Below are 25,132 nucleotides of genomic sequence, written 5' to 3' on the forward strand. Positions count from 1 at the left end.
AGGCTTTATTTTCACGAAGGGCGCAGACTACATGTGTAGGATAAAAAATATATTACAATGGCAGAGTTTATTAATGGCGGGAAGTTTTAGTATACATTTCAATGGCGCTGTTGAACATCCGTATTTGTTGTTCCAACACATTAAGATTTTCTTTAATCACCGGCCCGGTTTCTCCGGCGGCCAGAGCGTCTTCTAATTTTTCGGTAAGTTCATGCAATGCCGTCGCACTCAGCAGTTGCAAAGTGCCGTTAATGCGGTGCAGGTGATGTTGCAGGACGCCCCATTCATGCTGCGCCAGCGCCTGTGATGCGGCAGTTAGATCCTTTTCATTCTCCGTCCGCGACTGTTCCAGCATCTGCATCATCAGTTTTTTGTCGCCGAGACTGTGCGCTTCCAGCGTCGGCATATCGACAAACTCTTCCAGCGCCAGACTCGCGGCGGGCAGGTTCACGCCGCTGAGGGCGGCTTTCAGTTGTTGCAGGTCGATGGGTTTAAACAGGCACATATTCATGCCCGCCGCCAGACAGCGTTCTTTTTCGTCGGTCTGCGCGTTGGCAGTCAGCCCCCAGATCACCATCTGCTGATCGCGTTCCCGCACCCGCCGCGTCAGCGTGATGCCGTCCATATGGGGCATATTCAGATCGGTGATCAGCAGGTCATACTCTTGATTCTGGATGAGACCGAGTGCCTGAAGGCCGTCTTCGGCCTCATCCACATGGTAGCCGAGCATGTCCAGCTGACGGCGCAGCAACAGCCGGTTGGTCGGATTATCTTCGGCAATCAGGATGCGCAATGTGACTGGCAGGGTCGCCTGCTGCTCGGCGATCAGCGGCACGGCGGGCGCATGGTCAGAGGATTGCGTCATCAGCGTGACCATCATGGTGGTGCCCATGTCCGGCTGACTGGCGATGCTCATCTGCCCGGCCATGCGTTCCACCATTTCACGGCAAATCACCAGTCCCAGCCCGGAGCCGATATTGCGCTTGCCGACCTGCGTCTGACTAAAAGGTTTGAACAGTAGCTGCTGCTCACCGGCGCTGATCCCAGGTCCGGAATCCCGCACGCTGAGTGACAAGCATACCCTTTCCTCGCCCAGCGCCTGCGTGTGCGCCATCACCTCGACACCACCTTCCTGCGTAAACTTGACGGCATTACTAAGCAGATTCGCCAGCACCTGTTTGGTGGCCTGCGGATCGAGCCACAGGGTTTTGCCCGCTTCGAGGCGGCAGTCCACCGTCAGCCTGAGGTTTTTCTGCCGCGCCAGCCCGTCGAAATTCGCCACCGTGGTGTGGATCAGCGAGTCCAGATCGACCCATTCCGGTGTCAGGGTAAAATTGCCCGACTCGATTTTTTCCATGTCCAGCACGTCTCCAATCAGGCCGATCAACGTCTGCGCGGTGCTGTAGGCCAGTTCGATGGTGTCTTTGACTTCTTCTGCGCTTTGTTTACGCGTGGTCAGCAGTTCCAGGAATCCCATGATCGAGCTGACCGGCGTGCGGATTTCATGGCTCATGCTGGCGAGAAAACGGCTTTTCGCCTGACTGGCATCGATGGCTTTGTCTTTCTCGACCTGCAACGCTTTCATCAGTTGACGGGATTCGGTGATGTCCTGCCAGCCGCAAATCAGGGTGGCGGGCAACTCATCCGGCATCCGGCATGAGGTGAGCCAGTGCAGGATCAGGCGATCTTCTTCGCCATTATTAAGCACCAACTGATGAGTGATCACCGTATCCGGCGACAGCCCTTTCTGGATTTCCTGCTGAACATCGGGGAACACATCCGCCAGCGGGCTGCGGCGGTCATACAGCGAATAGCGCATGGCCTCGCGGCGTTCCGGCGTGAAGAATTCACCAAAGGCGCTGTTGTGGCTTTCCAGTTCACCGTCCGGCGTGATGACATACACCGGCACCGGAATGGCGTTGGACAAGGTCTGACGCAGGATCAGCTGATAACTCAGCGCCGCCTGCGACGCCTTGCCTCGGCTGATCGCCCGCAGAAGGTAGACACCCCACAGCAGGCTGCTGATGACCAGCAATGCGGCCAGTCCTGCCACCAGATAAAATGGCCGGTTATACAGATTCCAGGTGCCGATTTTCACATCCGGCGCTTTCACCCATTTCCCGGCCAGATTGAGGATCTCTTTCGGCGGAATATCATCCAGCGCCTTGTTCAGAATACTTTGTAATTCCAGCGCGTCTCGCGGGATAGCAAAGGCAATTTGTGCCGACGGCTCATCCGGAATGCGGGTATAGGTCATCATCTCAGGATAATAGTGATCGATGATAAACCGCGACGCGAGCTGGGTAGACACCACAGCGTCCACATCGCCGAGCATCAGTTTGCTCAGCGCCGTACTGGTATTTTCGGCAATCACCCAGGTCACGCCTGGATATTTCTTCTTCAGCTTTTCACTCAGCGGATGATACGCCGGTATTGCCACTTTCGACCCAGGCGACAGACTATCCTCCTGCCCGCTTGTGGCGCGGGTCACCAGCACAAACGGCGTGGCAATAAACGGATGGGTAAATAACATCTGCTCTTCGCGTTCGGTACTGTGAGTGGCCGTGGGCAGAATATCCCAGCCGCCTTTACGCATGATATTCACCATGTCGCTGTTGGAATTGGCGATCACCGGTTCGAAGGACAAACCGGTCTGCAACTGGATCAGGTTGAGAATATCGCCGAGGAGGCCGCGGATTTCCTGATTGTCGTCAATCATGCTGAACGGGGCATAATACGGGTTAATCAGCACATGCAGCACCGGATGGCGGGAGACCCAACGTTCTTCCTGCGGCGTGAGTTTCATCGCCTTATTTAAAAAGGAAATATTGCCGTTATCCACCCAGGACTGCGCCACCTGTTTGTGTGTCTGCTCGCTCAGGGAACTGATGAAGGCATCGAGAATGCCTCGTAACTGCGGCTGGCTGGCGAGCACAATAAACGCGTTGCCGGTCTGAGGTTCACGCCAGAATTTCACCATGTCCAGCGCCTGATAAAAATCGCGCACCAGAATAAAACTGGAGGTGAGATTGTTACCGAAAAAGTAGTCGTTTTCTTTATTGGCAACCGACGCCAGCGCCAGATAGTTATCCGCATAGGCGGTGATCTGCGCCTGCGGAAACACCGTTTTGATAAAGGCGTCGGAAGGATAGCCTTGTTTAATTGCCACTTTCACCGCGTCATGCTCATCCGACAAAGGTTTCATCACGTCGGCCTGACGGGTCACCAGCGTCGGAAAAGCGCGGACCAGCGGCAGCGAGGCGGCGAACGGTGCCGCCAGCGGTTCTCCCCCCGACGGGGAGGTCAGGATCAGATCAAGGTTGCCGCCCTGCAGGGCAGTCAGGGCCTGTCCCTGATCCGCATAGTGTTTGATCACTACGCGGACTTGCAGTGAATTTTCCAGCAGCAACAAATAATCGGCGTTCATCCCCCGGTAGCGACCGGTGGAGGTATTCATGTTCAGCGGCGGGGTTTCCGTGCCATACACGCCGACAGTCAGTGTCCGTTTGGCCGCCAGCCACAGCAGATCAAGGTGGCTTAACGGCAGCGCAGGGGTAAAGACCTGATAATCGCTTGCAAGGGTGAGAGTTACCGGTTCAGGCGTTGCCGCGCGCAGCGGGCAGACGACTGCCAGCAAAAGAAACATCATGGCCATCACCCGGCGGATCATGGCATTACCCGATTTTATTGCGTTGGGCAAAAGAGAAGAGATCCATTAACGACCTGCAGTTCAGTTTTTCCATTAAGCGGCTTTTGTAGGTGCTCACCGTTTTATTGCTGATATTCATCTCCGAGGCAATTTTCATATTATCGGTGCCCGCAAGAATATACCGCATCACTTTGATTTCCTGACTGGACAGCAACTGCAACATCTCCTGCTCCGAGGAAAGGCTACCCATAAAAGCATGTAGTGATAAAGGAAAATAGCTGTAGCCATTCAGGGAGGCATTCACAGCTGCGATAATATTGGTCATTCCCTCTTTTTTACTGATAAAGGCATTCGCCCCCGCATCGGCACTGCGTTTGCCGTAAAACAGATCGTTTTTGGCAGATACCACAATAATAATGCGGCTGAACGCCTGCTTGCGCAGTTTCTCGACCACCTCGATGCCGCTCATCACCGGGATATCTACATCCACGATCACCAGATCCGGGTACAACTGATCCACTAGGTGCAACGCCTGTGCGCCATCACCGGCTTCACCGACCACGGTGACCCCCTCGCTTTCCAGCAGGTTTCTGATCGCCATACGGGCTAGCGGATGATCGTCAACAATGACCGCATTTAATTTATGGGTTTTACTCATGCTCTGGCAGTCTTCTTTTTCAGCAACGGGGCTATTTTCAGTCTACATACTCCGAATGCCCATTTCTATGCACATTAAGAAAAATAGTATCTGAAAATTAATTTCCAGTCCGGACTTCACGTGTAGGATATTTCTTGCAAAAGTTTCCGATGCGTCTGGTGTATTTCAGCGGCAGTGACGTTTATTCTTACTTTTCAATTTCAATGATGGATCACCTCAACACGCGTCGGTATGCGTGGGGTTAACTATTCTCATGAAGAGAACCGAAAAACAATTAATATTTCTGGCTTTATTTTTTATATTTAACTTGCTGTGTGTTCCCTGTTTTTATTTTAATTCGCCCCCTCCGCCAGAAATCCACCGTATTTATATTGCCAGAAATCCCCTCCCGGTTTCCGCCCCCTTGAATAAGCCGGAGGAGCCGGTTATGACGGTGAAGCGGGTCGAAACGTTCAGCATGGTTAAAGCGCGTTACGCTAGAGATGACCGTAACAACGCCCGTATTCTGAAAGCACAGATGGCCTATCAGGAGGCATTGAATGATTACAACCGCCGGATCCAGTCCGGCGGCGCGTCGGCAGTGTCGCAGGAAGATATTCAACACGCTCTGATCGCCGTGAACAGCAGCAAAGCCGCGCTGGATAAAGCCATTCAAATATACCGGCGCACCTTGCAGGCTGATCAGTGTCAGCTTTAACCTTCGTCTTTCTTTCGGTAATTTTGACGACCACTGACGCATTAAACTGCCCGAGCGTCAGCGCCCGGCCGGGAATAGCACTCAGTCTGGCGGTGAAGTTTGTCGTCACCTCATTCACATTGTTCAGCGCGGCAAAATCATCGTAACGATTGAAGATAATCCCTTGATCCTGATCGTAATACAGCATCATTTTCGCGCCATTTTGCAGGCCAATGTCGTTGTTATCCAGCAACGAACTGGCGGTGGAAAACTCGGCCTGTAGCGAGAAATTATCCTGCCCCCCCTGCTTAATCGCTTTGATAGGGCTATGTTGAACAATTCGGATTTAGATAAAAGCGCCTTTCGTCACTGACTTCCTCAGACAATCCACACACTTTCTGGCATCCCTGCACACGTCATTTTTGTTTAAGGCACGGATCATGGCCATAACCTCCCCAACCTGCGCATCATAATCCCGCAACGTAAGATGCCCACCAATAGCTGTTTGACACGGTACATTGCCGTTTTAGCCACCAAACGTCGGTTGTAAGCCGTGTGCCATTTTCAGTATGCATTGCTTTCGTGAGCCGTTGCCGGGCACCGCCTGATTTCTGACGGCATACTCCACCTGCATTAGCCGGCGTGCGTTCGCGGCGAGATAAGCGCCTTAATTTTTTTGCGCAGCAACTCGTTGTGGCACCGTTTTGTGTCATAAGCACTGTCGGCACAGGCAGCCCTGATTTTCCTGTGCGTCTGACGGACAAGCCCCCGAATGCCTTTGCATCAGTCACGTTGTTTAGGGACAGGTCAGCGCAGATAATCTCATGCGTATCAGCGTCTACCGTCAGGTGCAGTTTCCAGTAGACACGGCGCATTTCCTGGTCGTGTATTTTCACCTTCCGCTCACCCTCATCGAAGACTTTAATCCGGTTGGATCGATAATCAAACGGGCAATTTCACCGCGTGTCGGGTTTTTGAATGGGATGCTGACGGATTTAGCCTGCCTGCTGATGGAGGAATAATCCGGGCAACGGAGCGGGAATGTGATGATCTGATCCTGATTATGACCAAAAGTTCGATTTATTCAACAAAGCTCATAACCGTGTCAGAACGATTGAGGGACGATGCCAATAACAATTCTTCTAAAGGGCGTTTGATTTTTGAGTTATCCACTTTTAAACAGCTTAGATCCAATAATAAGATCCTATATAGATCATCTAATAGATCAAAAGAGATCCCAGCTCCTCTGTAAGCCACGTTCTACAAGGGTTTAATCGGCATTGCTAACCACTATGAGAAGTAAACCAACCGCTATAATGAGCATATTAACCACTATGAAGGGCAAATTAACTTCGCTGGTGAGGAAGTTAAAACCACTACAGTGAGTAAATCAGCAATCGAGCTGTGGATAGTGTTCTTACAAAATGACTTTGATAAGTCGCTGAAACCTATAAATAATCCTCAAGGTGATTGATTTGGTGAAAATAATGTTCACAGTTTAATCACTGAGTGAGTTCTCGGTTGTGATCACTCCGTGGATCTTTATCTACAAACTTAACGCTCTGTTTTTAAAGTTATCCTATGCTTCGATCCAATAATAAGATCCTTATAGAACCTATAAGACCCAAAGAGATCCCCGCTCCTCTGCAGACCTTGTCCTATCTGGGAAAAACTAAGATCGTTAACCGCTGTAGTCAGTAAAACAACCACTGTGAAAAGCAAACTAACCACTATGACCTGTGGTAAAACCGCTATAGTGAGTGTTAGTATCCACTGTATTGTGTATTACGAGTCTCTTATCCACATTCCTTGTGAGAGCTGATAATGTCTGAAAATGAGCCTAAAAACATAGAGATAGCGAAGGCTTTCTCTGAAACCGATAAGCGAACGGGTGAACTTGTTACTCTGGTTCCTAACAGCAATAACACTGTTCAGCCTGTAGCATTGATGCGGTTGGGCTTATTTGTACCTACTTTGAAGTCTACTGCCCGCGGCCGTAAGGGTCAGATGAACTCAATGGATGTCACTTCTGAGCTGAAGCAGCTTTCGATCGTGAAGTCTGAAGGATATGAGAACATTAAGATCACCGGTGCACGGCTTGATATGGACAACGATTTCAAGACCTGGGTTGGGATCATCCATGCTTTTGCCAAGCACAAGGTCCTGGGAGACTCTGTATACCTGCCTTTCGTTGAGTTCGCTAAATTATGTGGCATTCCCTCAGCACGCTCCTCAGCGAAGCTCAGGGCGCGTCTGGAAGCCTCTCTTGAACGTATCGCAACTAACACGTTGTCTTTTTCGAACAAAGAGGGGGACTATTACGTTACCCACCTTGTTCAGTCAGCAAAATACAGCCCGAAGAAGGACGCCGTAGAGCTGCAGGCAGATCCGAAGATTTTTGAACTTTATCAGTTCGATAAAAAAGTTCTTCTCCAGCTACGTGCCATCAATGAACTCTCCCGCAAAGAGTCTGCTCAGGCTCTCTATACGTTCATCGAAAGTCTTCCGACTGATCCCGCTCCGATTTCCATGTCTCGCCTGCGTGCTCGTCTTAATCTGACATCACGAGCCATCACACAGAACGCAACTGTTCGTAAGGCGATGGAACAGCTTAAGGCTATCGGCTATCTCGATTATACGGAGGTCAAACGTGGTAAAGCTGTGTACTTCTGTATCCACTATAGGCGGCCAAAATTGAGGCCGGCTCAGATCCCTACGGGTATTGGTGACGATGTCTATGACGTCCTGGACGATGAAAATATCATTGATGTCCCCGCTGAGAAGGATAGCGAATCGGCAGCGCCGCGTGAGATGGTTATGCTAACCAAAGAAGAGCTTGAGTTGCTTGAACAACTTCGCCAGGCGAAGAAATAGTTTCATTGCCCTGTTATTCCCTGAAGCCGAAAGTCTGCTGAAAGTAGATAGCAGGCTTTTTCCTTAACCACTGTGGCAAGCAAGCCAACCACTGTAGTGAGCAGACTATCCACTGCAAACAGCATGCCGGGCATTATAAAATTCATCTAACCACTGTCGTCAGTAATCTCTACTCACTGTAGTGGTTATTTACTTATTTCGACATTACCCCCCTAGTAGTCACTAACCCGCAATCCTATATATCCTCTGAGTCAGTGGTCACTAACTTATTACGATCTGTCGCTATTTGCACTCTATAGTGGTTAATGCTCATCATAGTGGTCGTTACTGACTACAGTGGTTTTCTACTCCCTCTAGTGGATATCACTCGCTGTAGTGGTTGGTACTTACCATAGTGGATATATGCCCACTCAAAGAGAATGTTCTCTATAGTGGATGTGTAAAATGCCTAACTGTAGGTAAGCGATTGTTGTAGGGGGGATTTGAGACACTGTCACTTCTGCTGTGATACTCCTGAAACACTCCTTATGAGATCTCTTAGGCACTGTGCGCTGGCACTTATCCTCAAAACGGTTTGATCCACTATTTTGGGCGCTTAGCAGTGCCGCTATTTGAAATCCTCTCAGCATGTGTACTGTCTATACTTAGAATTCTAACTGAGGGCTCTTTATGTGTGGACGATTTACCCAGTACGAACCGCGTTCTCACTATATCGATGTGCTTTCCCCTGACAGAGAATTCGCAGGCGGCATCGATGACATCCCTATTGGCCGTTATAACGTCGGTCCCGGGCCGCGCGTGCTCATAATCAATCAACGCGATGATAAAATCTTTCTCGATCCTGTTAGATGGGGGTATCAGCCCGCCTGGGCAAAAGAATCAAAGCGACCACCGATGATTAACGCGCGTGTAGAGACAGTGGCAACGAGCAGGATGTTCAGACCACTGTTCGAACATGGACGCGCGTTAGTGATGGCCGATGGCTGGTATGAATGGAAAAAAGATCCGGCTGATCCGAAAATTAAGCAGCCCTACTTCATCTATCATAAATCACATTCTCCCTTATTTTTCGCTGCGATAAGTCGTTTTCACCCTGATGCCTTAGAGGTCCCGGATGATGACGGTTTTGTTATCGTCACAGCTGCCAGCGACGAAGGGCTACTGGATATCCATGACCGCCGGCCACTGGTATTAGAGCCTTCAGATGCACTTGAATGGTTAGACTGCGATACTTCCCCGCAGCGCGCTCTTGAGATAGCGCAGATGCAGTCGGAACCCCTGTTTGAATTTCAATGGCATCCGGTGAATAAAAAAGTTGGTAGCATAAGAAATAATGGTTCCGAGCTAATCGAGCCTGTTGGGGATCTAATAATTTAAAGTTTGACGCGCAAAAGTTCACTAAAGCGTGTTGTATATGCTGGAGAGAGCATCTGACGCTTCATTTCCCAGGATTTTTGCACGCCTTGGCCAGCGAACCACACCCGCCCTTTCCCGCTATGATTGATTCCATCGAGAACCGCCATGAGTTGCTCGCTATTTGAGCGTGGCTGGTACTCATCGAAAAGACCCAACTGGGCGACACCCTGACTGTAAAAATCCCCCAGCATCACGCCGCATTTCTGAAAGCGATGGCCATCTTGCCAGATTGCATCCAGACATTTAGTTGCCGCAGCCACGATATCCCTGCTGTCCTGAGTAGGTATCTGAAGCTTGGTTCCCGCCGTTTTACCGTAATAGACTTCATTCACAGCAAAAGGACTTGTTTTGATGAATGCAGAGATATGCCGGCAGTATTGATGCTCACCCCGGAGTTTCTCTGCAGCACGCACGGCATGACTACATATCGCTTCGCGCATCAGATCATATTCTGATACGCGATCACCGAATGACCTTGAGCAAACGATTTGTTGTTTGGTCGGTGCGAACTCTTCCAGTTCTAAACACGGTTCTCCACGGAGCTCCCTTACCGTACGTTCAAGCACAATGTTGAAGTGCTTGCGGATCAGAGAAGTTGGGGTATCTGCAAGCTGCAGGGCAGTTTTAATCCCCATATCATTTAACTTTTTTGAAATTCTGCGTCCGACACCCCAGACTTCCCCAACTTCAACGAGTGCCATCAGTTTTCGTTGACGTGCCGTTAGCGAAAGGTCAACAACGCCACCCGTCTTTGTCCATTTTTTTGCGCTGTAATTGGCTAATTTTGCTAAAGTTTTGGTGGGTGCAATGCCTACACCTACAGTGAGTCCGGTCCACTGGAGAACTTTGGCTCGCACTTCCCTTCCGAACTCCTCCAGAACCTTGCAATTACTGAGTCCCTGCAAATTCATGAATGCCTCATCAATGCTGTATATTTCTACAGCCGGAGACATCTCCTCTAACACCGTCATTACCCGTGTGCTCATATCTGCATAGAGCGCGTAGTTACTGCTGAATGTCACGATCTTATGCTGCTCGAAAAGCGCCCGCATCTTGAAGAACGGATCGCCCATCTTAATACCGAGTTTTTTTGCTTCGGCGCTGCGGGCAATTACGCAACCATCGTTGTTGCTTAAAACAACGACAGGTCTTCCCTTCAGGTCAGGCCTGAAAACAGTTTCACAGCTCGCATAAAAACTGTTTACATCAGCCAGGGCGAACATTACTGAAATCCGTTGATGCTGAAAGTCACCACGCCAAACACTTCCAGCTCATCTCCGCCCTCATGCAACACGATGGGAGGGAAGTCCGGATTCATTGGCACCAGCTGAACAACCGGGTGTAAGCAGAGGCGCTTAACAGTGTATTCACCTGCAAGCGAAGCAATGATGATATCGCCATGCTTTGCCTGCAGACTCCTGTCCACAACAAGCATCGAACCTTCGTAAATGCCCGCATCAACCATACTCATCCCTGTGGCCATCACAAAGTAAGTGGCGGCCGGATGATTTATACAGAGCTCGTTTAAGTCAATGCCCTTCTCAATATAATCCTGAGCCGGCGAGGGAAATCCAGCCTGAACTTTATCTTGAAAGAAAGGGGTCAGCAGCTTCAAAGGCTCAGGTGTTGGGTAAAAGACATTCATGATTGATACTCACTAAATACTGTTTATGTATACAGTATAATCATGGGTTCTTTAGCTTGTGAAGGGCTTATGCTTAGAAAAGTCTTAGGCTCCTGATCAGCAAGGAAACAAAAATTTTGCCCCCTACTCCTCCAATTCTCAACGTTTCTTCTGTCTTACTTTAAATATGTTTGGAATATGACGGAGCTTTTTTTTACCGATGGAGTCATGGGGGATTAAATGGAAGCGGTATTTCATAAGCATGCATACGGAGGGTTCTTGTTGATGAAATGTAGAGCTTGATGCTGGGAAGTACTCTCTGCCGGTAATGTTCTGGTTAGAATCTCGCGGTTCGACTTATTTTTCTGTAAGCCCACAGTATTCGGTCAGGGCTAAAGTCGGCAATTGGTTTATAGTTAAATGCATGTTTATAAAGTCTAAATTTATCTCGGTTGCGAAGTTACGCCGTAACTATTGCTTATTGAAGAAGCAAACTATATGAATAAGTATTACTTCATACATAATAATTACTTGATAATACTTCACATATATATTTTATGAGTTATCATTTAGGAAATGCTACTTTCGATATCACAGGTGACAAATGATCACGATTATTGGATGCAATAAAGGCGGTGCTGCCAAAACAACAACGGCCATCAATCTGGCAGTTGGTCTGGCTCTTCGTGGAGAGGACGTTTGTCTTGTCGATGCTGATGTTCAGCGTTCCGCTTCCAGATGGTATGCAGAGCGCGAAGCCTCAGGTATCACTCCATCCATTACCCTGATTGAAAAACGAGACAACATTTCCCAAACGCTGAGAAGCCTGGATGAAAAGTTTGCTCATGTCATCGTGGACGTCGCGGGACGCAACAGCCGGGAGTTGATCACGGGGGGTACCGTTGCCCATCAGATTATCGCGCCCCACCAGTGTTCACAGTTAGACCTGGATACTATGGTTGAACTGCAGCAGCAGCTTGAAAGTATGCGCGATTTGAATCCTGAGCTTAAGGCCTACTGCTATCAAAGTATGGCGACGACTAACCCGCTGTTGCAGGGTAACGAACGACATGAGTTTCTGGAGTATGTGCGTGAGTTTGAAGGGCTCATTCCTTTGACCGCCACAGCATGTTACCGAAAGGTTTACCGTGATGTTATGTCAGAAGGTAAATCAGTACTCGAGACATCTAACGAAAAAGCCAAGGCAGAAGTTCTGGCATTGCTGAATGAGGTATTTTAATGGCCTTAAAGAAACCCCCATTTTCAAATCGCCGAGTCGTAACAGAAGCTGAAGCTGACGCTCTGGCTAACAGACTGGCCGACCGCCCTTATGGTGACGAAAAAGTTGTTGCTGAACCTGCGCAGGAAATTCTGACAAGGACAACTATCTCTTTACCTCAGAACACGCTGCGAGTGATTGAAGATCTTGCCCTGCATAATAAGCGTAATGGTATTAGCCCGAAAAGCGTAAGTGCAATCATTCGTGATGCCCTGGATACTTACCTTAAAAAGGTTTGATACCAAGCGGCATTGGTAACCAAGCGGCTACCAATGCCGTTTTTACCAATCTCATACATTTCCTTAGCCACCGTGTTCCTTATTGCCTTCTCTCCTTTCCAACGTTTCCCATTGAGCCCAACGTTTCAAGAACACTCACAATCCAAGGTATCGGAATCATTTCTGAGTGGGTTTAATCATTATTAGATAATAAGTATTAAGTAGTAAATCACACTTAACACTGCCCTCCTATGGCTTAGATTATTTGTGAAATACCAAGTATTAAATGTGATTTTTGTGGGTTTTAAGATCAGGCATAACAAACTATATTACTGAATAAATGATGTTTCATACTTCATACTTCATACTTCATAAGTGACACATCCTACCGATTACTGCACTTCTCCGAAAAACGTTGAGGGCATGCCCATCTTTGTATGATTTACTCAGAGCGTATGTCACAACACATAAGTGTGAAATATTAGTTGTTACTTAATCAATTTTTTATTGTTTATACGCTATCCATAATGCATACCTATGCAATATGAATTATTACATCATACTTCCTAACTCCTAACTCCTAACTCCTAACTCCTAACTCCTAACTCCTAACTCCTAACTCCTAACTCCTAACTCCTAACTCCTAACTCCTCAGTGACATTTGCCATTAGCTTGAAAGGATACTTATCCATAGAGAACAGCATGGGAGACATTGGGAGGTCGAGTGTCTATGCAAGCATGCTGATAGAGAGGTATTAAAAGTTCAAAAAGTGTTATTTATGAATTCACAATTCATAATTCATTCATGTGATTAACGCGTGGTGTCGGGTTGATTCTATGACGGGGGACTTGGGCGTGTGTGTTTGCGTGAGGTCGAGCTTATGATGAGGGTAAACGTGTTAATGAATGATAATACTTACTACTTCATAATTATTATTTATGATCAAAACTATAGCTTTCTGTATCACGTCGCACTTCATAATTGATAATTCACACTTCATATTTAGCATTTAACATTTTTTAAAGGAGTCAGTTTGGATATCGAACATTATTGTACCTTAAGGTTGTTTTTTTGACCTTTCTACTTTAGCCGGCCTCAGCCGACGAAACTTACTGGAAGCCGGTATCCGATTGCTTTTCCAGATATAATCACCTGTCAGATTGATGTGCTCCCAGCCTAACGGCGACAAATGCGATAGCAGTTGCTTGTTGATCTTCACCCCTTTACGCTTCAGGGCATCGGCAGCTCTTTCCATATAGACGGTATTCCACAGGGATATGGCAGCTGTCAGGAGCGTCAGTCCACTGGCGCGATAGCTCTGATTTTCCGGTTTACGGTCCCTGATTTCACCCAGGCGGTGCAGGAATACCGCACGCGCCAGCGCGTTACGGGCTTCTCCTTTGTTCAGTCCCGCCTGTACCCGCCGACTAAGTCCCGGAACGCGGAACCAGTCGAGCATAAACAGAGTTCTTTCAATACGGCCAATTTCCCTCAATGCTTTTTTGCTTGGGGTAGTTGGCAAGCTTTTTTAGCATCAAGCATGCCGTCACGGTTCCCTGCTTTATCGAGGTGGCCAGACGCAGCACTTCACGCCAGTGAATTTCAATCTCTTACAGGTTCAGGCTGGTCGTTGATATCAGTGACTGAAGCGCCGGGTATTGGTCTGTTTTCCCTTTGATAAACAGCTTCTTGTCGTGGAGATCTCTGATTCGCGGACAGAACGCAAATCCCAGCAGATGCATCAGGGCAAAGACATGATCAGCAGCGGTATCAGTGTAATGCTCCCTGATTTACAGGTCGCTTTCGTGGTACAGCAAGCTATCGAGAACATGGGTTGAATCCCTGACCCGGCAGATTATGCAGGTGTAAAACGGGCTGTATTGATCCGAAAAATGGGTATAAAACTGACGTCCAGGCTCCTGCCCATATTTCGGGTTAACCTGCCCTGCGTAGCGGCCTGAGCTGCCTGTTCTGAAATTTTGTCCGTCTGATGATGACGTTGCCCCGTCTCCCCAAAATGCCGCCAGTGAATAGACCCGGGTTTCGTTGACGACTAAGCGTACCGAACTTGGTAGAACTGAGCTTGATGCTGGATATCAGATCCGTTTCGATGCGGAGTTAAAAGCTCTTGGTGGGCGGCGTTTGCCCGTCGTTCCACAGAGCAAAGCTCAAGGAAAAGGAGTTATAACGTTTGGGCTCACCCTTGTCGGAGCTCGAACTGGCTACACTCCGGATGTAATACTCAGTGAAGGCGAAACCCGAATCGTTGCATTGGCGGCATTCTTGGCCGATACAACTGGTTCGAATCAGTTAGCCCCTTCATCTTTGATGACCCGATTTCATCTTTAGATCAGGACTTCGAAGAGCGCGTTGTAGCTAGGCTTGTCGAGTTGGCGAAGACCCGACAGATCATAATTTTTACTCACCGACTTTCACTTGTTTCAATCATAGATGCCGTAATTAAAAAGCATGGTGAGAATCCTGCTAATGAGAGAATTATCCACACCGTACAGTCACTTCGACGATTGGATAAAACTTCGGGAATCCTGGCACAACACAACCTGCGAGACTGCAAGCCTGACAAGGCACTTTGAATAGACCCTAGTTTCCTAGACTGTTCCGTGCCTCATGAACCAGGCACTTTCATAAACTGCAGGGGCTTGATCCTCACAGGCACTGTGGCGGCGTTTAGCATTATAAAACATCTCGACATAATCGAAGATATCCGCCTTCGCTTCTTCCCTATTTTTATAGATCCGTTTCTTTATGCGTTCCCGTTTTAGCAACTGGAAAAAGCTTTCTGCCACTGCGTTGTCATGGCAATTACCCCGACGACTCATGCTGCTTTTTAAATTGTGAGCTGTCATAAAATGCTGACATCTTTCGCTCGTATATTGAGAGCCCTGATCTGAATGGATTAATACTTCTGCCGTTGGTTTACGTCGCCATACCGCCATCAATAATGCATCCATTACTAACTCAGCGGTCATTCGTGCGCCCATGCTCCAGCCGATAACCCGGCGTGAGAAGAGATCAAGAACAACAGCCAGATACAGCCAACCCTCATGCGTCCTTATATAAGTCATGTCACTCACCCAATGCGTATTTGGGGTTGGGACAACGAACTGGCGTTCAAGGTAATTTGGACTGGCAAAAGAAGGCTTTCCGCCACCGTAATAGAGTCGTTTTCGGTATCCAGTCTGAGATGCTAGTTCAGCGAGCCTCATCAGGCGCGCGATCCTGTTACGTCCGACGCATTCACCCAGATCTTTCATATCGAGCCAGATTTTTCGATAGCCGTAAACCGTACCGCTTTCAAGCCACAGTTGTTTAATCAAGCCTGTTTGCCGTTCATCTTGCCGGGTACGCAAAGATTTAGGCCGCTTTAGCCACTGGTAATAACCGCTGTGATGGAGGCCAAGAACCAGGCATAACCTGCGTACAGCATAAAAGGACGACATTTTTTTAATGAAGGCGTACTTCAGCCTGACGTTCTTGCAAAGTACGCGGCGGCCTTTTTTAAGATATCCCGCTCTTCAGTTACTCGCTTAAGTTCTTGCCTGAGGCGCTTTACTTCATGCTGAAGTGCATCGTCCTGCTTACGCTGCGGCTCGGGCTTCTGGTAGCGCTTAACCCAGGCGTAAAGACTATTAGTGGATACACCAAGTCGAGAGGAGACCTCAGATACAGGGTACCCCTGCTCAGTGATCTGTTTTACGGCTTCAATTTTGAATTCTTCAGTGAACGTTTTGACTGACATAAACACTCCTTCATTAGGCCTCCATTATGAGGCAAAAAAGTGTCTACGAAACCCGGGTCTATTCAAACTGAGTTTTATCCACTTGATTAACCATTATTATAACTCTAAAAAACCATCAATTTAATATCAAAATGAAAGTGTTTTCATGTTAAAAGAGATGAAGTTGAATCATGCTCTAATCTTTTTTCCCACCTATCATTGCGCCTTCATTTAGTACATGTCTGATACCGATGTTGATCAGCGCCGCGCGAGAAAGGCCCAGGTCTTCTGCTTTTTGGTCTAACTGCTCAAGGATGTCTGGGGCAATAGTTAACGTGATTTGTTGTTTTTTTCCTTTTATGACCCCTTTCTTTTTCGCTGACTGGCCATCTGGAGCACCTTCGATGAAAGCATCCAGTTTTGCGTTAGCTTCATCTGTTTTTCTTGGAGGCTTGGTAATTGCCATTTCATATCACCTTAATATTAATATGATGTTTTATTGATTGTTAAATAGAATGTTTATGAGGGTAGTTAGTTCCAGATTCGCTTTAGCATCTTGTGGCTTATATTCAAAGACGCACTGGCCAGAACCCGCAGCATTGGAAAATGCTTTACGACCGACGATATGGTCAGGGATAAACTCAAGTTCCGGGTAATCGGTAAAGATAGCCGCGGCTTCTCTGTTATCTATTGAGTTACGATTTGCATCGGCAACGTTAATGACTGAGTAAGCTTTCAACCCGTCACGCACACTACGTGCTTCTGTAATAAGGTCTGAGATGTCCTGCAAAGCCCATACATCAAAACTGCCTGGGCGGTAAGGAACCAACAGAACATCCGTTAAAACGAGTGCTGCACGCAATGCGGTTGAGTCCCTGCCGCCGGCATCAATGATGACATCATCATATTTTGCTTTTTGCTGCATCAGCTGCGAGCGCAGGATTGGACCATCTGCGTAAGCTGAGCATGCGATACCCGGTTGGATTTCATTTTGTGCTCTTATGCTGATTGCAGTCTGTGCGGTCTCCTGACGGTCAGCATCGATAAGTAAAACGTCCCGGCCTTGCATGGCCCTGGCGGCTGCTATATTTACAGCAAGTGTTGTCTTACCCACTCCGCCTTTAGTATTCCCTACTGTAAGAATCATGTTTTTTTACCCTCATTTTAATATTAAAATGCTGTGCTTGTGATGTGCATATAGTAGCAAGGAATCATAACTGCTTACCAGCATTTTAGCCATTCACCTTATGTGAAATGATGGTTTTTTAATATTAAAATGATTGTTATATGATTTTGTGTTGCTTGTGTTGTGATAGGAATATAAGTGTGCAGAAAACCTCTTTGCCTGAATCCCCGCGAAGGTTAAACGCTTTGGGTCAAAGAGGCTTGGGTGCTGTAACCTTATATTGCGGAGCGGGGGAATCTCATTCCTCCGGAGGGTGCTATTGTGTCGTTGGGTAATGTGTCAATGTGAGCTCTTCTTCGTCAGCCCTAAAAATGTGCCTGGTCTGTGTTTTGCTGTATGTGAGTATCGCAGCTAACAGGTTAGGGCGGGTCAACCCCCTCCCCGAAAGTAATTAGGAAGTATCAAATATAAACAATGAATCATCGGGACTGGGGAAGTGAAAAAGGCAGTATGCTGAAGAATATGATAAACACTATGCTAAGTTTTTTTAGCATCATAATGATTGTTTTTTCATATTAAAGTGATTTTTTTTAATTGTTCCTTGAGTTGTTTAGCGTATCGATACTAAGGGTAAGTCCGACCATCGGGTCGTATAGGCAGGGGAGAGCATGTCGCGTTTCATTCTCCAGCCTTTGTCTATTCCCTGGCCTGAAAACCACACTTTGCCCATGCCGGTCGTAATAATCCTGTCGATGGCGTGCATCAGCGCGTCGCTGTTCGGGCGCGGCGGCGATTTGTCAAACATGTCTATCTGTCCGGGCTTGTCACAGAAGTTGTTCAGCACGATCCCCGCCTTCTGATACCGGTAGCCGTCACGCCAGATATGGTCGAGCGCTTTCATCGCCGCTGCCACAATATCGCGCGTGTCCTGCGTGGCCAGCATCAGCGTCTGGTTGGCGTTGTTCCCGTATTGGGGTTCATTGGCGTAGGGGCTGGTTCGCAAAAAACGCTGACGTGCTTACAGTACTGTCTTTCCTGGCGAAGCTTCTCAGCGGCGCGCTCGGCGTACTGGCAAACGGCCTGTCTCATGTCCTGCAGCTGCGTGATGCGCTCGCCAAAGCTTCGGCTGCAGATGATTTGTAGTTTGGCGGGCAGGGCATCGATGGATACGCAGGAGACGCCGTTGAGTTCGCGCACGGTGCGCTCCACCACAACCCCGAACGTCTTCTTCATCAGGTTCAGGTTGGCGTCCGCCAGCTGCAGCACTGTCTTAATCCCCATCCCGGTCAGCTTCTCAGATAATTTTCGCCCAATGCCCCACGTCTCATTCACCGGCAGCAGTGCCATAAGCTTACGCTGGCGGTCGCGATTGCTCAGATCAACGACGCCGCCGGTGGCCGGCCAGGTTTTCGCCGCGTGGTTGGCCAGCTTTGCCAGCGTAAGCGTCTGCGCAATACCGATTCCGCAGGTCAGCCCAGTGCGCTGCCGTACTGTTGCCCGGACGCGCAGGCCAAAGGCCAGAAATGACTCGCACGCATCGATGCCGGTGACCTTCAGAAACGCCTCGTCGATTGAGTAAATCGTCAGCTCCGGAGCCATTTTCTACAGCGTGGACATGATGCGGGCTGACATGTCGCCGTACAGCGCGTAGTTCGAACTGAAACAAGTTACCTGGTGACGTCTGATGATGTCCTTCGCCTGAAAGTAGGGGGCAAAGCGTTTAATGCCGAGTTTTTTGGCTTCTTTGTTGAGGGCCACAATCGCGCCGTCATTGTTGCTGAGCACGATCACCGGCTTACCCTTCAGGTCTGGCCGGAAGAGTTGTTCGACACTGGCGTACATCGAGTTGACGTCACAGAGCAGATACATAGCGTGTTACCTGAAGGTGTGGATGGCGTGGATGACTACGCCGAAGATGTCCAGGTCGTCCGGATTAACAAATATTGGCGAGTAGGCCGGGTTCATGGGTTGCAGGCACAGCACCGGATGCGTGCAGAGCCGTTTCACGGTGAACTCACCGTCGACGGCGGCAATGACGATGTCGCCGTGGGAGGCCTTTTCTGCCTTATCCACGATCAGCAGGTCGCCCGACATTATCCCGGACTCGACCATCGAATCACCCTCGGCTTTTACGAAGAAGGTGGCGGAGGGATGGCTGATGCAGAACTCGTTTAAATCCAGCGTCTTTTCAACGTAGTCCGTGGCCGGACTGGGAAAACCGGCCTGGCAGGTGTCGGCAAACAGCGGGAGCTGCTGCCGTGAGCCGGTCAGGGGGGAAATGATTTCTGCTTTCATAGCGGCCTTGATTTTGCTGTGTGGATATACAGTATTATGGTGGGGCTTTTTGGACGTTGGCAAGAAAACTCTTAGAGGTTTTGGTCAGATGCCTGTTTTGTCGGCGGAAATACTTTGACTGAAAGTTGTCCACAGAAACGGTGGACAAGTCTGTGGGTAGAGAGGATAGGGGGCCGGGCGTCCCCTGACGGGCGGGCTGTTGTAAATAGAGCCAGCGCGCTGTCTCTCCCCTGCGGGCTATGCCCGCGGGCTTCCATCCCTGACGAAAAACCACGCTTACAGCGGCCAACGGCCGCGCCGCTTCACTGGCCTGCGATAAATCCAAAGCCGCAGGCCGCTGTGGGGCAACCACGATTCGCTGCCGCTCGTCGTCGTTGCGGTGGTATCCGCTACATCTGCATCGGGTGCCGTCTCTCCAGTTAAGCCCCTTACGCCTGGGCTGAAGAGAACACAGCCGTTGTCGCCCGTCCAGGGTAAATAAACGCCCCCAAAACTTTTCCTCGTGCCTCCGAAAACTTTCGTGTTCGCCCCGGACGTTCGCCCCCGTCGGTGTTTTTTACGCCCTTGCGGCGAAGGAACTCAACTGGAGATGTGGTAACACCCGGGCCGAAATACAGCCGAATACCACAAAACGTCAACATCGCGACAAAGCGAATCTAACCGAAGATATGGGCTAAAAGCCCTGAACGATAAGGAGAGTCATCATGGCAGAACGTGGAATTAACAAAGTCATTTTAGTCGGCAATCTGGGACAGGCACCGGAAATCCGTTACATGCCAAACGGCGGCGCGGTCGCCAGTCTGACGCTGGCCACCTCTGAAAACTGGCGTGACAAAGTCACCGGCGAGCAGCGTGAAAAAACTGAGTGGCACCGTGTGGTGGTGTTCGGAAAGCTGGCTGAAATCGCCGGTGAGTACCTGACCAAGGGCGCAAAAGTCTACATCGAAGGCCAGCTGCAGACCCGCAAATGGCAGGACGGGCAGGGCATTGACCGTTACACCACCGAAATTGTGGTGAAGGCTAACGGCACCATGCAGATGCTGGGCAGCGCCGCAGGGCAGGGCAACCGCCAGTCGGGCGGCACTTCTCCACAATCTCAGGCACCGCAAAACGTCCCGTCCCATTCCGGCGAAGCACCGGCACCGGCTGAGGGTAAACCGGCAAAGGCCAGCCGCGCCGCGAAGGGCAAAAAAGCCAGCAAAACGGCTGCAGCGCAGCCCCCACAGCAGGCGGCACAGCCGCTGCAGCCACAGGACGGCGACCTGCTGGAAGACTGGGACTATATTCCGTTCTGATTTTTCCTGACCTGCGTCAGCGGGGCATCACATGGAGTACTGCGCGATGGAAAACAACAAACCGGTTCTGCTGCCGTCCGGCACCTTTACCCGCCAGCAGGCTGAAGCCGTGGCGGCTGCCTACGAGAACATTGCGATTGAGGACGATCGGGGGACGCATTTTCGCCTTGTCCTGCGCGTGTTCGGACAAATGGTGTGGCGGGCGTGGAATTTCCAGCCTGAAGCAGGGGCAGAGTTTAATAAATACATCGTCAGCGACGGTGTGAGAAAGCAGTAAAACAGCAGGCAAGCATTAAGACGAGGTGCCGGACGGGGAAACGTCCGGCAGACAAAATCACTACCAAGCAAAGGATCATAATTATGTCAGTTACCGAGTCTAAAGCAGTATCTAAAGCGAGTAAATCCACCAAACGACCTAAAAATACCGTCGTTACGGAGGCCGTCGAACAGGCGCTGGCGAATACGCCGGTCGAGATGGTGCCGTTCAGCCAGCTGTCTCTGTCTCCGCTGAATGTGCGTAAAGCAGAGCCGGATGCGGCAAAATTGCAGGAACTGGCCGGCAGCATCAGAGCCGTGGGTGTTTTGCATAACCTTATCGTTCACCGCCTGCCTGATGGCCAGCTGGGTGCCGCCGCCGGTGGCCGCCGTTTCCGTGCGCTGAGTATCCTGCTGAACGAGGGGGCGATCACACCGGGTTACGCCGTGCCGGTGAAAACCGTCAGCGATGACGTGGCTGAGGTGGTTTCGGCCATCGAGAACTTCCAGCACGAAAGCATGCATCCGGCTGACCAGATTGCGGCATTCAGGGAGCTGAGCAACGAGGGCAGAACGGCGGCAGAAATCGGTGGCCTGATGGGGTACAGCACCCAACACGTACAGAAATTCCTGCGCCTTGCGGGGATGGCTCCGGCGCTGCTTGCTGAACTGGCTGAAGACAAGATTAACGTTGACCAGCTGCAGGCACTGTCTGCCTCTGAAGACCACGAACGCCAGCTGGACGTCTGGAAAAATGCCTATGGTTATTATCGCAATCCGAAAGAGTTGCGTGAGGCGGTGCTCAGAGGCGAAGTCTCTGCGGAAGGTCACCGTTTGCTGGATTTTGTCGGTCGGGAGGTTTACGAACAGGCTGGGGGCGGGTTCCGCTTTGACTTGTTCACGGACGAAGGATTTATCAGCGATACCGTTCTTCTCGACACTTTAACCCGCCAGAAACTCACTGCGGTCGCAGACGGTATCGCACAGGCCGAGGGCTGGAAATGGTCAGAGGGGCGCACTGAGGGCATCAGCACTTACGGCGACGACGCGCAAAAATACCTGTTACTCAACCTGCCCCACGGTGAACTGACCCCCGAGGAAAGTGCGCGGTTTGATGTGCTGGATAAGCAGCCGGAGACGTTATCGTAGCAGGATGATAGTGATGACGCTGACCACGACGCGCTGGAACAGGCCGCTGACGCCTGTCAGGCCGAAATGTCTGCCATCGAACAAAACGCTGAGGACCGCGCATGGACTGACGAGGTGCGTGCTAACGGCGGGGCGGTCGTCTTCCTGAGAGGGAACGTTATCAGCGTGCGCCGTGGCGTGATGCTGCGAAGCGATATCCCTGAAGTCGAGAAAAAAGCCGGTGTGAACCACACCATTGCCAGCATTCGCACTGAAGACAGCACACCGGAAGTGCCGCAGGCGAAACAGTTGTCGGCTGTACTGGCAAAAAGCCTCTCCAGTGAAAGAACGCTGGCAGTACAGGCTGCACTGGCAGAACAACCGCAGATGGCACTCGTGATTTTTGTCCATGACTGCCTCAAGTCTACCTTCGATCACCGATCTTATACCCTCTCGACCCTCAAGGTGACCCTGCATGCCAAAACCGGACTGATGCTCGACAATGCGCCGACATCTGCCGACGGTCTGGCCATGCAGCACCTTACTGCGATGCACGACGCGTGGCAGAAACTGCTGCCACAGGACTGGCATAAAAGCTGGGACTGGCTGCTGACGTGGGATACGCAGGCGCTGATTAACGTGATGGGTTATTGCCTTGCCAGAACGCTGGACGGGGCATCAGAACGCCTGAGCGACAAAGACGGCAAGGCGGGTAAAGACCTCGAGCCGGTGGAAAACCTGCTGAACTTCACGTTGCGTGACTGGTGGCTGCCGACCAAGGCGAATTTCTTCGAGCGTATCAGCAAAGAGCAGATTGCTGACAGCCTGTCACAGGCCGGTCTGGACGGGGCGTCGCGCGATGTCCTCAAGATGAAGAAGGGCGATGCCGCCGAACGGGCTGAAGAGGACATCTCACAGACCCGCTGGGTGCCTGACTGTCTGCTGCCGATGACTGATACGCCAGTATTGCCGGAAAGTGACGCGGTCACGGCTGCTGACAGCGATGAGTCTGCAGCCGCCTGGCAGGATGCCGAAACACCTTCTGAATCCACCCATATTGCCGCCTGACAGGAGATGCCGCTTCGCAAGGGGCGGCAGTAACGACATGACCCGATTTAATGAATTATCGTTTGCCGAGTTACACGCGATGAACGGCAGTGAACTGGAGCAGTACGCAGAGCGCGGTGAGGCTTCCCGTAGCGACCTGAGCCGTGGCGTTGTCCACCAGCTGCACCTGTCCGATAACTGGCTGTGCGACATTGAGCACCGCTGCGAGTTTGGTGCCGGTGCGCCGGTAAATATCAGGCTGACCCTGAAATCTCACCCGCAGGTCGTGGTTTGCCTGACCAGCAGCAGCGACGATGTTCCTTACTGGCAGGTGAGCCTGCCTTTTGACGGCGGGGTATCGGTGGCGTGGCTTTGCTGCAGCGAAACGTTTGAGTCTGCGCTGATTTTTGATGCCCTGCGCACACTAGAAACGCTGGTTGCCACCGGACTGAACACCCCTGAGCAACTGGCTGCGGCGCTGCAGGCCATCATTGATGTGGAGGACGGTAGGTGTCGGTGGGGACAATATCCTTATGCCGTGGCGTTGCTCCGCCAGCTGCGCGGCGGGGAGGCCGGTGCTATTACCGCTAGCGATGTGAAACGCGCCGCGCTGAACTACAACCCCAAAGACCGGGCCGGTGAACCGAAAGACCACTATCTCGCCGCACTTAACACGCTGGTTGAAAGTCGTGGTGACGTTTGTCCGCTGCCGCTGTCGGGCTGCGCGGTCGGACAATATTTCCCGCAAACCGGTTATCGCCTGAGTGAACGTCAGAACCGCCGCTGGAATATCAGCTACAGCCGCAGGGAAAAACAGCAGGATAAGGATTGCCTTCAAAAACGCAGGCGCTATCAGACTGCGGTGGCACAGGCAGAAATTGAGCTGGCATTCGTGACCCCGATGTGGCTGGAGGTATGGTACAAACGGCAGGAAAAGCGGGGCATATATGACGATGACCTGACGGATATGTTAGCGGCGTGGGACGGTGGTTTTCCGGCCTGCAGAACAGGGGGTTTTGCTCAGGACAGCCGCTGTGGGCAATACTCGATGAGATGAACGGCGAACTGACACAACGTTCGACGACAGAGCAATGGCTCGATGCCCAGCTGTTGCCGAACAGGCTGCGCGGCGACCGGAGGTGAGCAATGTGGCGATATTCCCTGTGCTGGCGTTATCCGCATATTCCCTGTTCAGGCGAGCCGGTTCTGGTGTCGGAAGACGTCTGCGAGGGCGTGCCGGTGCCGGACAGCATACTGTCCCGCTTTATAGCCGGTGGCGATTACGTCGTCTGTCTGGATTTTCTTTCAGAACAGCCGGTTAAACGCTGGCCACCGGAGCGTAAGGCGCAGGCGCGGCTGCGAAACCTGCGGCGGCGGATCCTGAAGAGTGCCCCGCTGTTTGCAGACGAACTGATCGCCCGCGAGCTGGGATTGCGACCGGAGTATTTCAAAGGGCAGTAACCTCATCCATTGCCGTGGCGTCCTGCTGCGGCATTCTCTCTCATCTGAAGCCCATTATCGCAGCTTGCAGCGGCCATTGCCGCGCCGCTGGCACAGTTCCCGCCAGGGCGGAAACGTTGATGATGTCGCGTTGCTCCACAACGTGGTGTTAACAGCACCTTCTTCTTTTTCCTTTCTTTCTGTTGCCCTGATTAATTCTCCAAAGTTAGCGCTAACCCCGTGCCCGCACTGTAGACGTGCCGCCTCGCCTGCAAGCAACTGTCTTGAGTATGTCTATGAGACCAAGATGAGTGGTGCGAACAAACCATGACGGTCGAAAATAGCTTCGCCCAGACTAAAACCGTAGCTTGTCCTGGCCCATCTTGCTTCATAATGAAGTTCATAAGCTAAC

The 25,132-nt window shown here is 50.6% G+C and carries 19 protein-coding genes and 4 pseudogenes; 12 read left to right on the plus strand and 11 right to left on the minus strand.

Features of this window, described 5'->3' with window-relative positions; genetic code table 11:
• Positions 1–70: 70 nt before the first annotated feature.
• Both ACQZQY_RS00705 and evgA read right to left on the minus strand, forming a co-directional pair.
• A complete protein-coding gene (locus ACQZQY_RS00705) occupies positions 71–3,649 on the minus strand; it encodes a response regulator (RefSeq protein WP_431295621.1) in 3,579 nt (1,192 codons plus the stop codon).
• A gap of 25 nt (positions 3,650–3,674) precedes the next feature.
• Positions 3,675–4,307: an acid-sensing system DNA-binding response regulator EvgA gene (gene evgA / locus ACQZQY_RS00710; protein WP_431295622.1), complete on the minus strand. Its 633-nt coding sequence runs from the start codon at positions 4,305–4,307 to the stop codon at positions 3,675–3,677.
• 427 nt (positions 4,308–4,734) lie between these two features.
• On the opposite strand from evgA, the gene ACQZQY_RS00715 reads away from it, so the two are divergent.
• The gene (locus ACQZQY_RS00715; protein ID WP_390976608.1) at positions 4,735–5,004 is read left to right on the plus strand and encodes a hypothetical protein; all 270 of its coding nucleotides are present in this window, start codon (positions 4,735–4,737) and stop codon (positions 5,002–5,004) included.
• 357 nt (positions 5,005–5,361) lie between these two features.
• On the opposite strand, the pseudogene ACQZQY_RS00720 reads toward ACQZQY_RS00715, so the two are convergent.
• Positions 5,362–6,034 (minus strand): annotated as a pseudogene (locus tag ACQZQY_RS00720) (IS5 family transposase); the annotation flags it as partial.
• Positions 6,035–6,807: 773 nt separating this feature from the next.
• On the opposite strand from ACQZQY_RS00720, the gene ACQZQY_RS00725 reads away from it, so the two are divergent.
• Together ACQZQY_RS00725 and ACQZQY_RS00730 are read left to right on the plus strand one after the other, a co-directional pair.
• Complete coding sequence (locus ACQZQY_RS00725) at positions 6,808–7,857, plus strand: RepB family plasmid replication initiator protein (protein ID WP_431295623.1); 1,050 nt, start codon at positions 6,808–6,810, stop codon at positions 7,855–7,857.
• A 669-nt stretch (positions 7,858–8,526) separates the two neighbouring features.
• Positions 8,527–9,234, plus strand: a complete 708-nt coding sequence (locus tag ACQZQY_RS00730) for an SOS response-associated peptidase family protein (protein WP_431295624.1) — start codon at positions 8,527–8,529, stop codon at positions 9,232–9,234.
• Here the strand turns inward: ACQZQY_RS00730 and ACQZQY_RS00735 are convergent.
• Both ACQZQY_RS00735 and umuD (ACQZQY_RS00740) read right to left on the minus strand, forming a co-directional pair.
• The gene (locus ACQZQY_RS00735; RefSeq protein WP_431295625.1) at positions 9,231–10,496 is read right to left on the minus strand and encodes a Y-family DNA polymerase; all 1,266 of its coding nucleotides are present in this window, start codon (positions 10,494–10,496) and stop codon (positions 9,231–9,233) included. The genes ACQZQY_RS00730 and ACQZQY_RS00735 overlap by 4 nt on opposite strands.
• Positions 10,496–10,918 carry a translesion error-prone DNA polymerase V autoproteolytic subunit gene (umuD, locus tag ACQZQY_RS00740; protein ID WP_431295626.1) on the minus strand — a complete coding sequence of 141 codons (423 nt, stop codon included), beginning with the start codon at positions 10,916–10,918 and terminating at the stop codon, positions 10,496–10,498. Before umuD (ACQZQY_RS00740) ends, ACQZQY_RS00735 begins: the two co-directional genes overlap by 1 nt.
• Before the next feature lie 583 nt (positions 10,919–11,501).
• On the opposite strand from umuD (ACQZQY_RS00740), the gene ACQZQY_RS00745 reads away from it, so the two are divergent.
• Together ACQZQY_RS00745 and ACQZQY_RS00750 are read left to right on the plus strand one after the other, a co-directional pair.
• Positions 11,502–12,137, plus strand: coding sequence for an AAA family ATPase (locus ACQZQY_RS00745; RefSeq protein ID WP_120509973.1), 636 nt, complete (start codon positions 11,502–11,504; stop codon positions 12,135–12,137).
• Positions 12,137–12,415: a hypothetical protein gene (locus ACQZQY_RS00750; RefSeq protein ID WP_159282834.1), complete on the plus strand. Its 279-nt coding sequence runs from the start codon at positions 12,137–12,139 to the stop codon at positions 12,413–12,415. Before ACQZQY_RS00745 ends, ACQZQY_RS00750 begins: the two co-directional genes overlap by 1 nt.
• Before the next feature lie 1,037 nt (positions 12,416–13,452).
• Here the strand turns inward: ACQZQY_RS00750 and ACQZQY_RS00755 are convergent.
• Positions 13,453–14,449, minus strand: a pseudogene (locus ACQZQY_RS00755) (Tn3 family transposase); the annotation flags it as partial.
• On the opposite strand from ACQZQY_RS00755, the pseudogene ACQZQY_RS00760 reads away from it, so the two are divergent.
• Positions 14,439–14,986, plus strand: a pseudogene (locus ACQZQY_RS00760) (AAA family ATPase); the annotation flags it as partial. The pseudogenes ACQZQY_RS00755 and ACQZQY_RS00760 overlap by 11 nt on opposite strands.
• A gap of 18 nt (positions 14,987–15,004) precedes the next feature.
• Here the strand turns inward: ACQZQY_RS00760 and ACQZQY_RS00765 are convergent.
• The 5 genes and pseudogenes from ACQZQY_RS00765 to umuD (ACQZQY_RS00785) all read right to left on the minus strand — a co-directional run bounded on the left by ACQZQY_RS00765 (position 15,005) and on the right by umuD (ACQZQY_RS00785) (position 19,555).
• A protein-coding gene (locus ACQZQY_RS00765) for an IS3 family transposase (protein ID WP_431295601.1) occupies positions 15,005–16,155 on the minus strand; the annotation gives its coding sequence in 2 pieces (ribosomal slippage) (positions 15,005–15,921 and positions 15,921–16,155; 1,152 coding nt in all).
• A gap of 175 nt (positions 16,156–16,330) precedes the next feature.
• A complete protein-coding gene (locus tag ACQZQY_RS00770) occupies positions 16,331–16,600 on the minus strand; it encodes a ribbon-helix-helix protein, CopG family (RefSeq protein ID WP_431295627.1) in 270 nt (89 codons plus the stop codon).
• 30 nt (positions 16,601–16,630) lie between these two features.
• Positions 16,631–17,281 (minus strand): AAA family ATPase, encoded by a 651-nt coding sequence (locus ACQZQY_RS00775; protein ID WP_431295628.1) that lies wholly within the window; start codon positions 17,279–17,281, stop codon positions 16,631–16,633.
• Positions 17,282–17,870: 589 nt separating this feature from the next.
• Positions 17,871–19,129: pseudogene (umuC, locus tag ACQZQY_RS00780) on the minus strand (translesion error-prone DNA polymerase V subunit UmuC).
• Between the two features lie 6 nt (positions 19,130–19,135).
• The gene (umuD, locus tag ACQZQY_RS00785; RefSeq protein WP_431295629.1) at positions 19,136–19,555 is read right to left on the minus strand and encodes a translesion error-prone DNA polymerase V autoproteolytic subunit; all 420 of its coding nucleotides are present in this window, start codon (positions 19,553–19,555) and stop codon (positions 19,136–19,138) included.
• A gap of 704 nt (positions 19,556–20,259) precedes the next feature.
• Between umuD (ACQZQY_RS00785) and ssb the strand changes: the two genes are divergently transcribed.
• From ssb to ACQZQY_RS00815, 6 genes are all read left to right on the plus strand, one after another.
• Positions 20,260–20,850, plus strand: coding sequence for a single-stranded DNA-binding protein (ssb, locus tag ACQZQY_RS00790; RefSeq protein ID WP_431295630.1), 591 nt, complete (start codon positions 20,260–20,262; stop codon positions 20,848–20,850).
• A gap of 46 nt (positions 20,851–20,896) precedes the next feature.
• Positions 20,897–21,127, plus strand: a complete 231-nt coding sequence (locus tag ACQZQY_RS00795; protein WP_431295631.1) for a DUF905 family protein — start codon at positions 20,897–20,899, stop codon at positions 21,125–21,127.
• An 83-nt stretch (positions 21,128–21,210) separates the two neighbouring features.
• Positions 21,211–22,254 (plus strand): ParB/RepB/Spo0J family partition protein, encoded by a 1,044-nt coding sequence (locus ACQZQY_RS00800; protein WP_431295632.1) that lies wholly within the window; start codon positions 21,211–21,213, stop codon positions 22,252–22,254.
• A gap of 66 nt (positions 22,255–22,320) precedes the next feature.
• Positions 22,321–23,301 (plus strand): hypothetical protein, encoded by a 981-nt coding sequence (locus tag ACQZQY_RS00805; RefSeq protein WP_431295633.1) that lies wholly within the window; start codon positions 22,321–22,323, stop codon positions 23,299–23,301.
• Between the two features lie 37 nt (positions 23,302–23,338).
• Complete coding sequence (locus tag ACQZQY_RS00810) at positions 23,339–24,337, plus strand: conjugation system SOS inhibitor PsiB family protein (RefSeq protein ID WP_431295634.1); 999 nt, start codon at positions 23,339–23,341, stop codon at positions 24,335–24,337.
• 89 nt (positions 24,338–24,426) lie between these two features.
• A complete protein-coding gene (locus ACQZQY_RS00815) occupies positions 24,427–24,741 on the plus strand; it encodes a theronine dehydrogenase (RefSeq protein ID WP_431295635.1) in 315 nt (104 codons plus the stop codon).
• Positions 24,742–25,132 lie beyond the last annotated feature (391 nt).

Origin of the sequence: Rahnella sp. PAMC25559 (assembly GCF_050632365.1) — a bacterium.
GTDB classification, from domain to species: Bacteria; Pseudomonadota; Gammaproteobacteria; order Enterobacterales; family Enterobacteriaceae; genus Rahnella; species Rahnella rivi.

What these genes read in the sequence shown, in the direction of transcription:
- ssb (WP_431295630.1), top strand. Translation starts at nt 20,260, where the DNA reads ATGGCAGAACGTGGAATTAACAAAGTCATTTTAGTCGGCAATCTGGGA.
- ACQZQY_RS00725 (WP_431295623.1), top strand. Translation starts at nt 6,808, where the DNA reads ATGTCTGAAAATGAGCCTAAAAACATAGAGATAGCGAAGGCTTTCTCT.
- evgA (WP_431295622.1), bottom strand. Translation starts at nt 4,307, where the DNA reads ATGAGTAAAACCCATAAATTAAATGCGGTCATTGTTGACGATCATCCG.
- ACQZQY_RS00770 (WP_431295627.1), bottom strand. Translation starts at nt 16,600, where the DNA reads ATGGCAATTACCAAGCCTCCAAGAAAAACAGATGAAGCTAACGCAAAA.
- umuD (WP_431295626.1), bottom strand. Translation starts at nt 10,918, where the DNA reads ATGAATGTCTTTTACCCAACACCTGAGCCTTTGAAGCTGCTGACCCCT.
- ACQZQY_RS00705 (WP_431295621.1), bottom strand. Translation starts at nt 3,649, where the DNA reads ATGATGTTTCTTTTGCTGGCAGTCGTCTGCCCGCTGCGCGCGGCAACG.
- ACQZQY_RS00800 (WP_431295632.1), top strand. Translation starts at nt 21,211, where the DNA reads ATGTCAGTTACCGAGTCTAAAGCAGTATCTAAAGCGAGTAAATCCACC.
- ACQZQY_RS00795 (WP_431295631.1), top strand. Translation starts at nt 20,897, where the DNA reads ATGGAAAACAACAAACCGGTTCTGCTGCCGTCCGGCACCTTTACCCGC.
- ACQZQY_RS00730 (WP_431295624.1), top strand. Translation starts at nt 8,527, where the DNA reads ATGTGTGGACGATTTACCCAGTACGAACCGCGTTCTCACTATATCGAT.
- ACQZQY_RS00715 (WP_390976608.1), top strand. Translation starts at nt 4,735, where the DNA reads ATGACGGTGAAGCGGGTCGAAACGTTCAGCATGGTTAAAGCGCGTTAC.
- ACQZQY_RS00750 (WP_159282834.1), top strand. Translation starts at nt 12,137, where the DNA reads ATGGCCTTAAAGAAACCCCCATTTTCAAATCGCCGAGTCGTAACAGAA.
- ACQZQY_RS00775 (WP_431295628.1), bottom strand. Translation starts at nt 17,281, where the DNA reads ATGATTCTTACAGTAGGGAATACTAAAGGCGGAGTGGGTAAGACAACA.
- ACQZQY_RS00805 (WP_431295633.1), top strand. Translation starts at nt 22,321, where the DNA reads ATGTCTGCCATCGAACAAAACGCTGAGGACCGCGCATGGACTGACGAG.
- ACQZQY_RS00815 (WP_431295635.1), top strand. Translation starts at nt 24,427, where the DNA reads ATGTGGCGATATTCCCTGTGCTGGCGTTATCCGCATATTCCCTGTTCA.
- ACQZQY_RS00735 (WP_431295625.1), bottom strand. Translation starts at nt 10,496, where the DNA reads ATGTTCGCCCTGGCTGATGTAAACAGTTTTTATGCGAGCTGTGAAACT.
- umuD (WP_431295629.1), bottom strand. Translation starts at nt 19,555, where the DNA reads ATGAAAGCAGAAATCATTTCCCCCCTGACCGGCTCACGGCAGCAGCTC.
- ACQZQY_RS00745 (WP_120509973.1), top strand. Translation starts at nt 11,502, where the DNA reads ATGATCACGATTATTGGATGCAATAAAGGCGGTGCTGCCAAAACAACA.
- ACQZQY_RS00810 (WP_431295634.1), top strand. Translation starts at nt 23,339, where the DNA reads ATGACCCGATTTAATGAATTATCGTTTGCCGAGTTACACGCGATGAAC.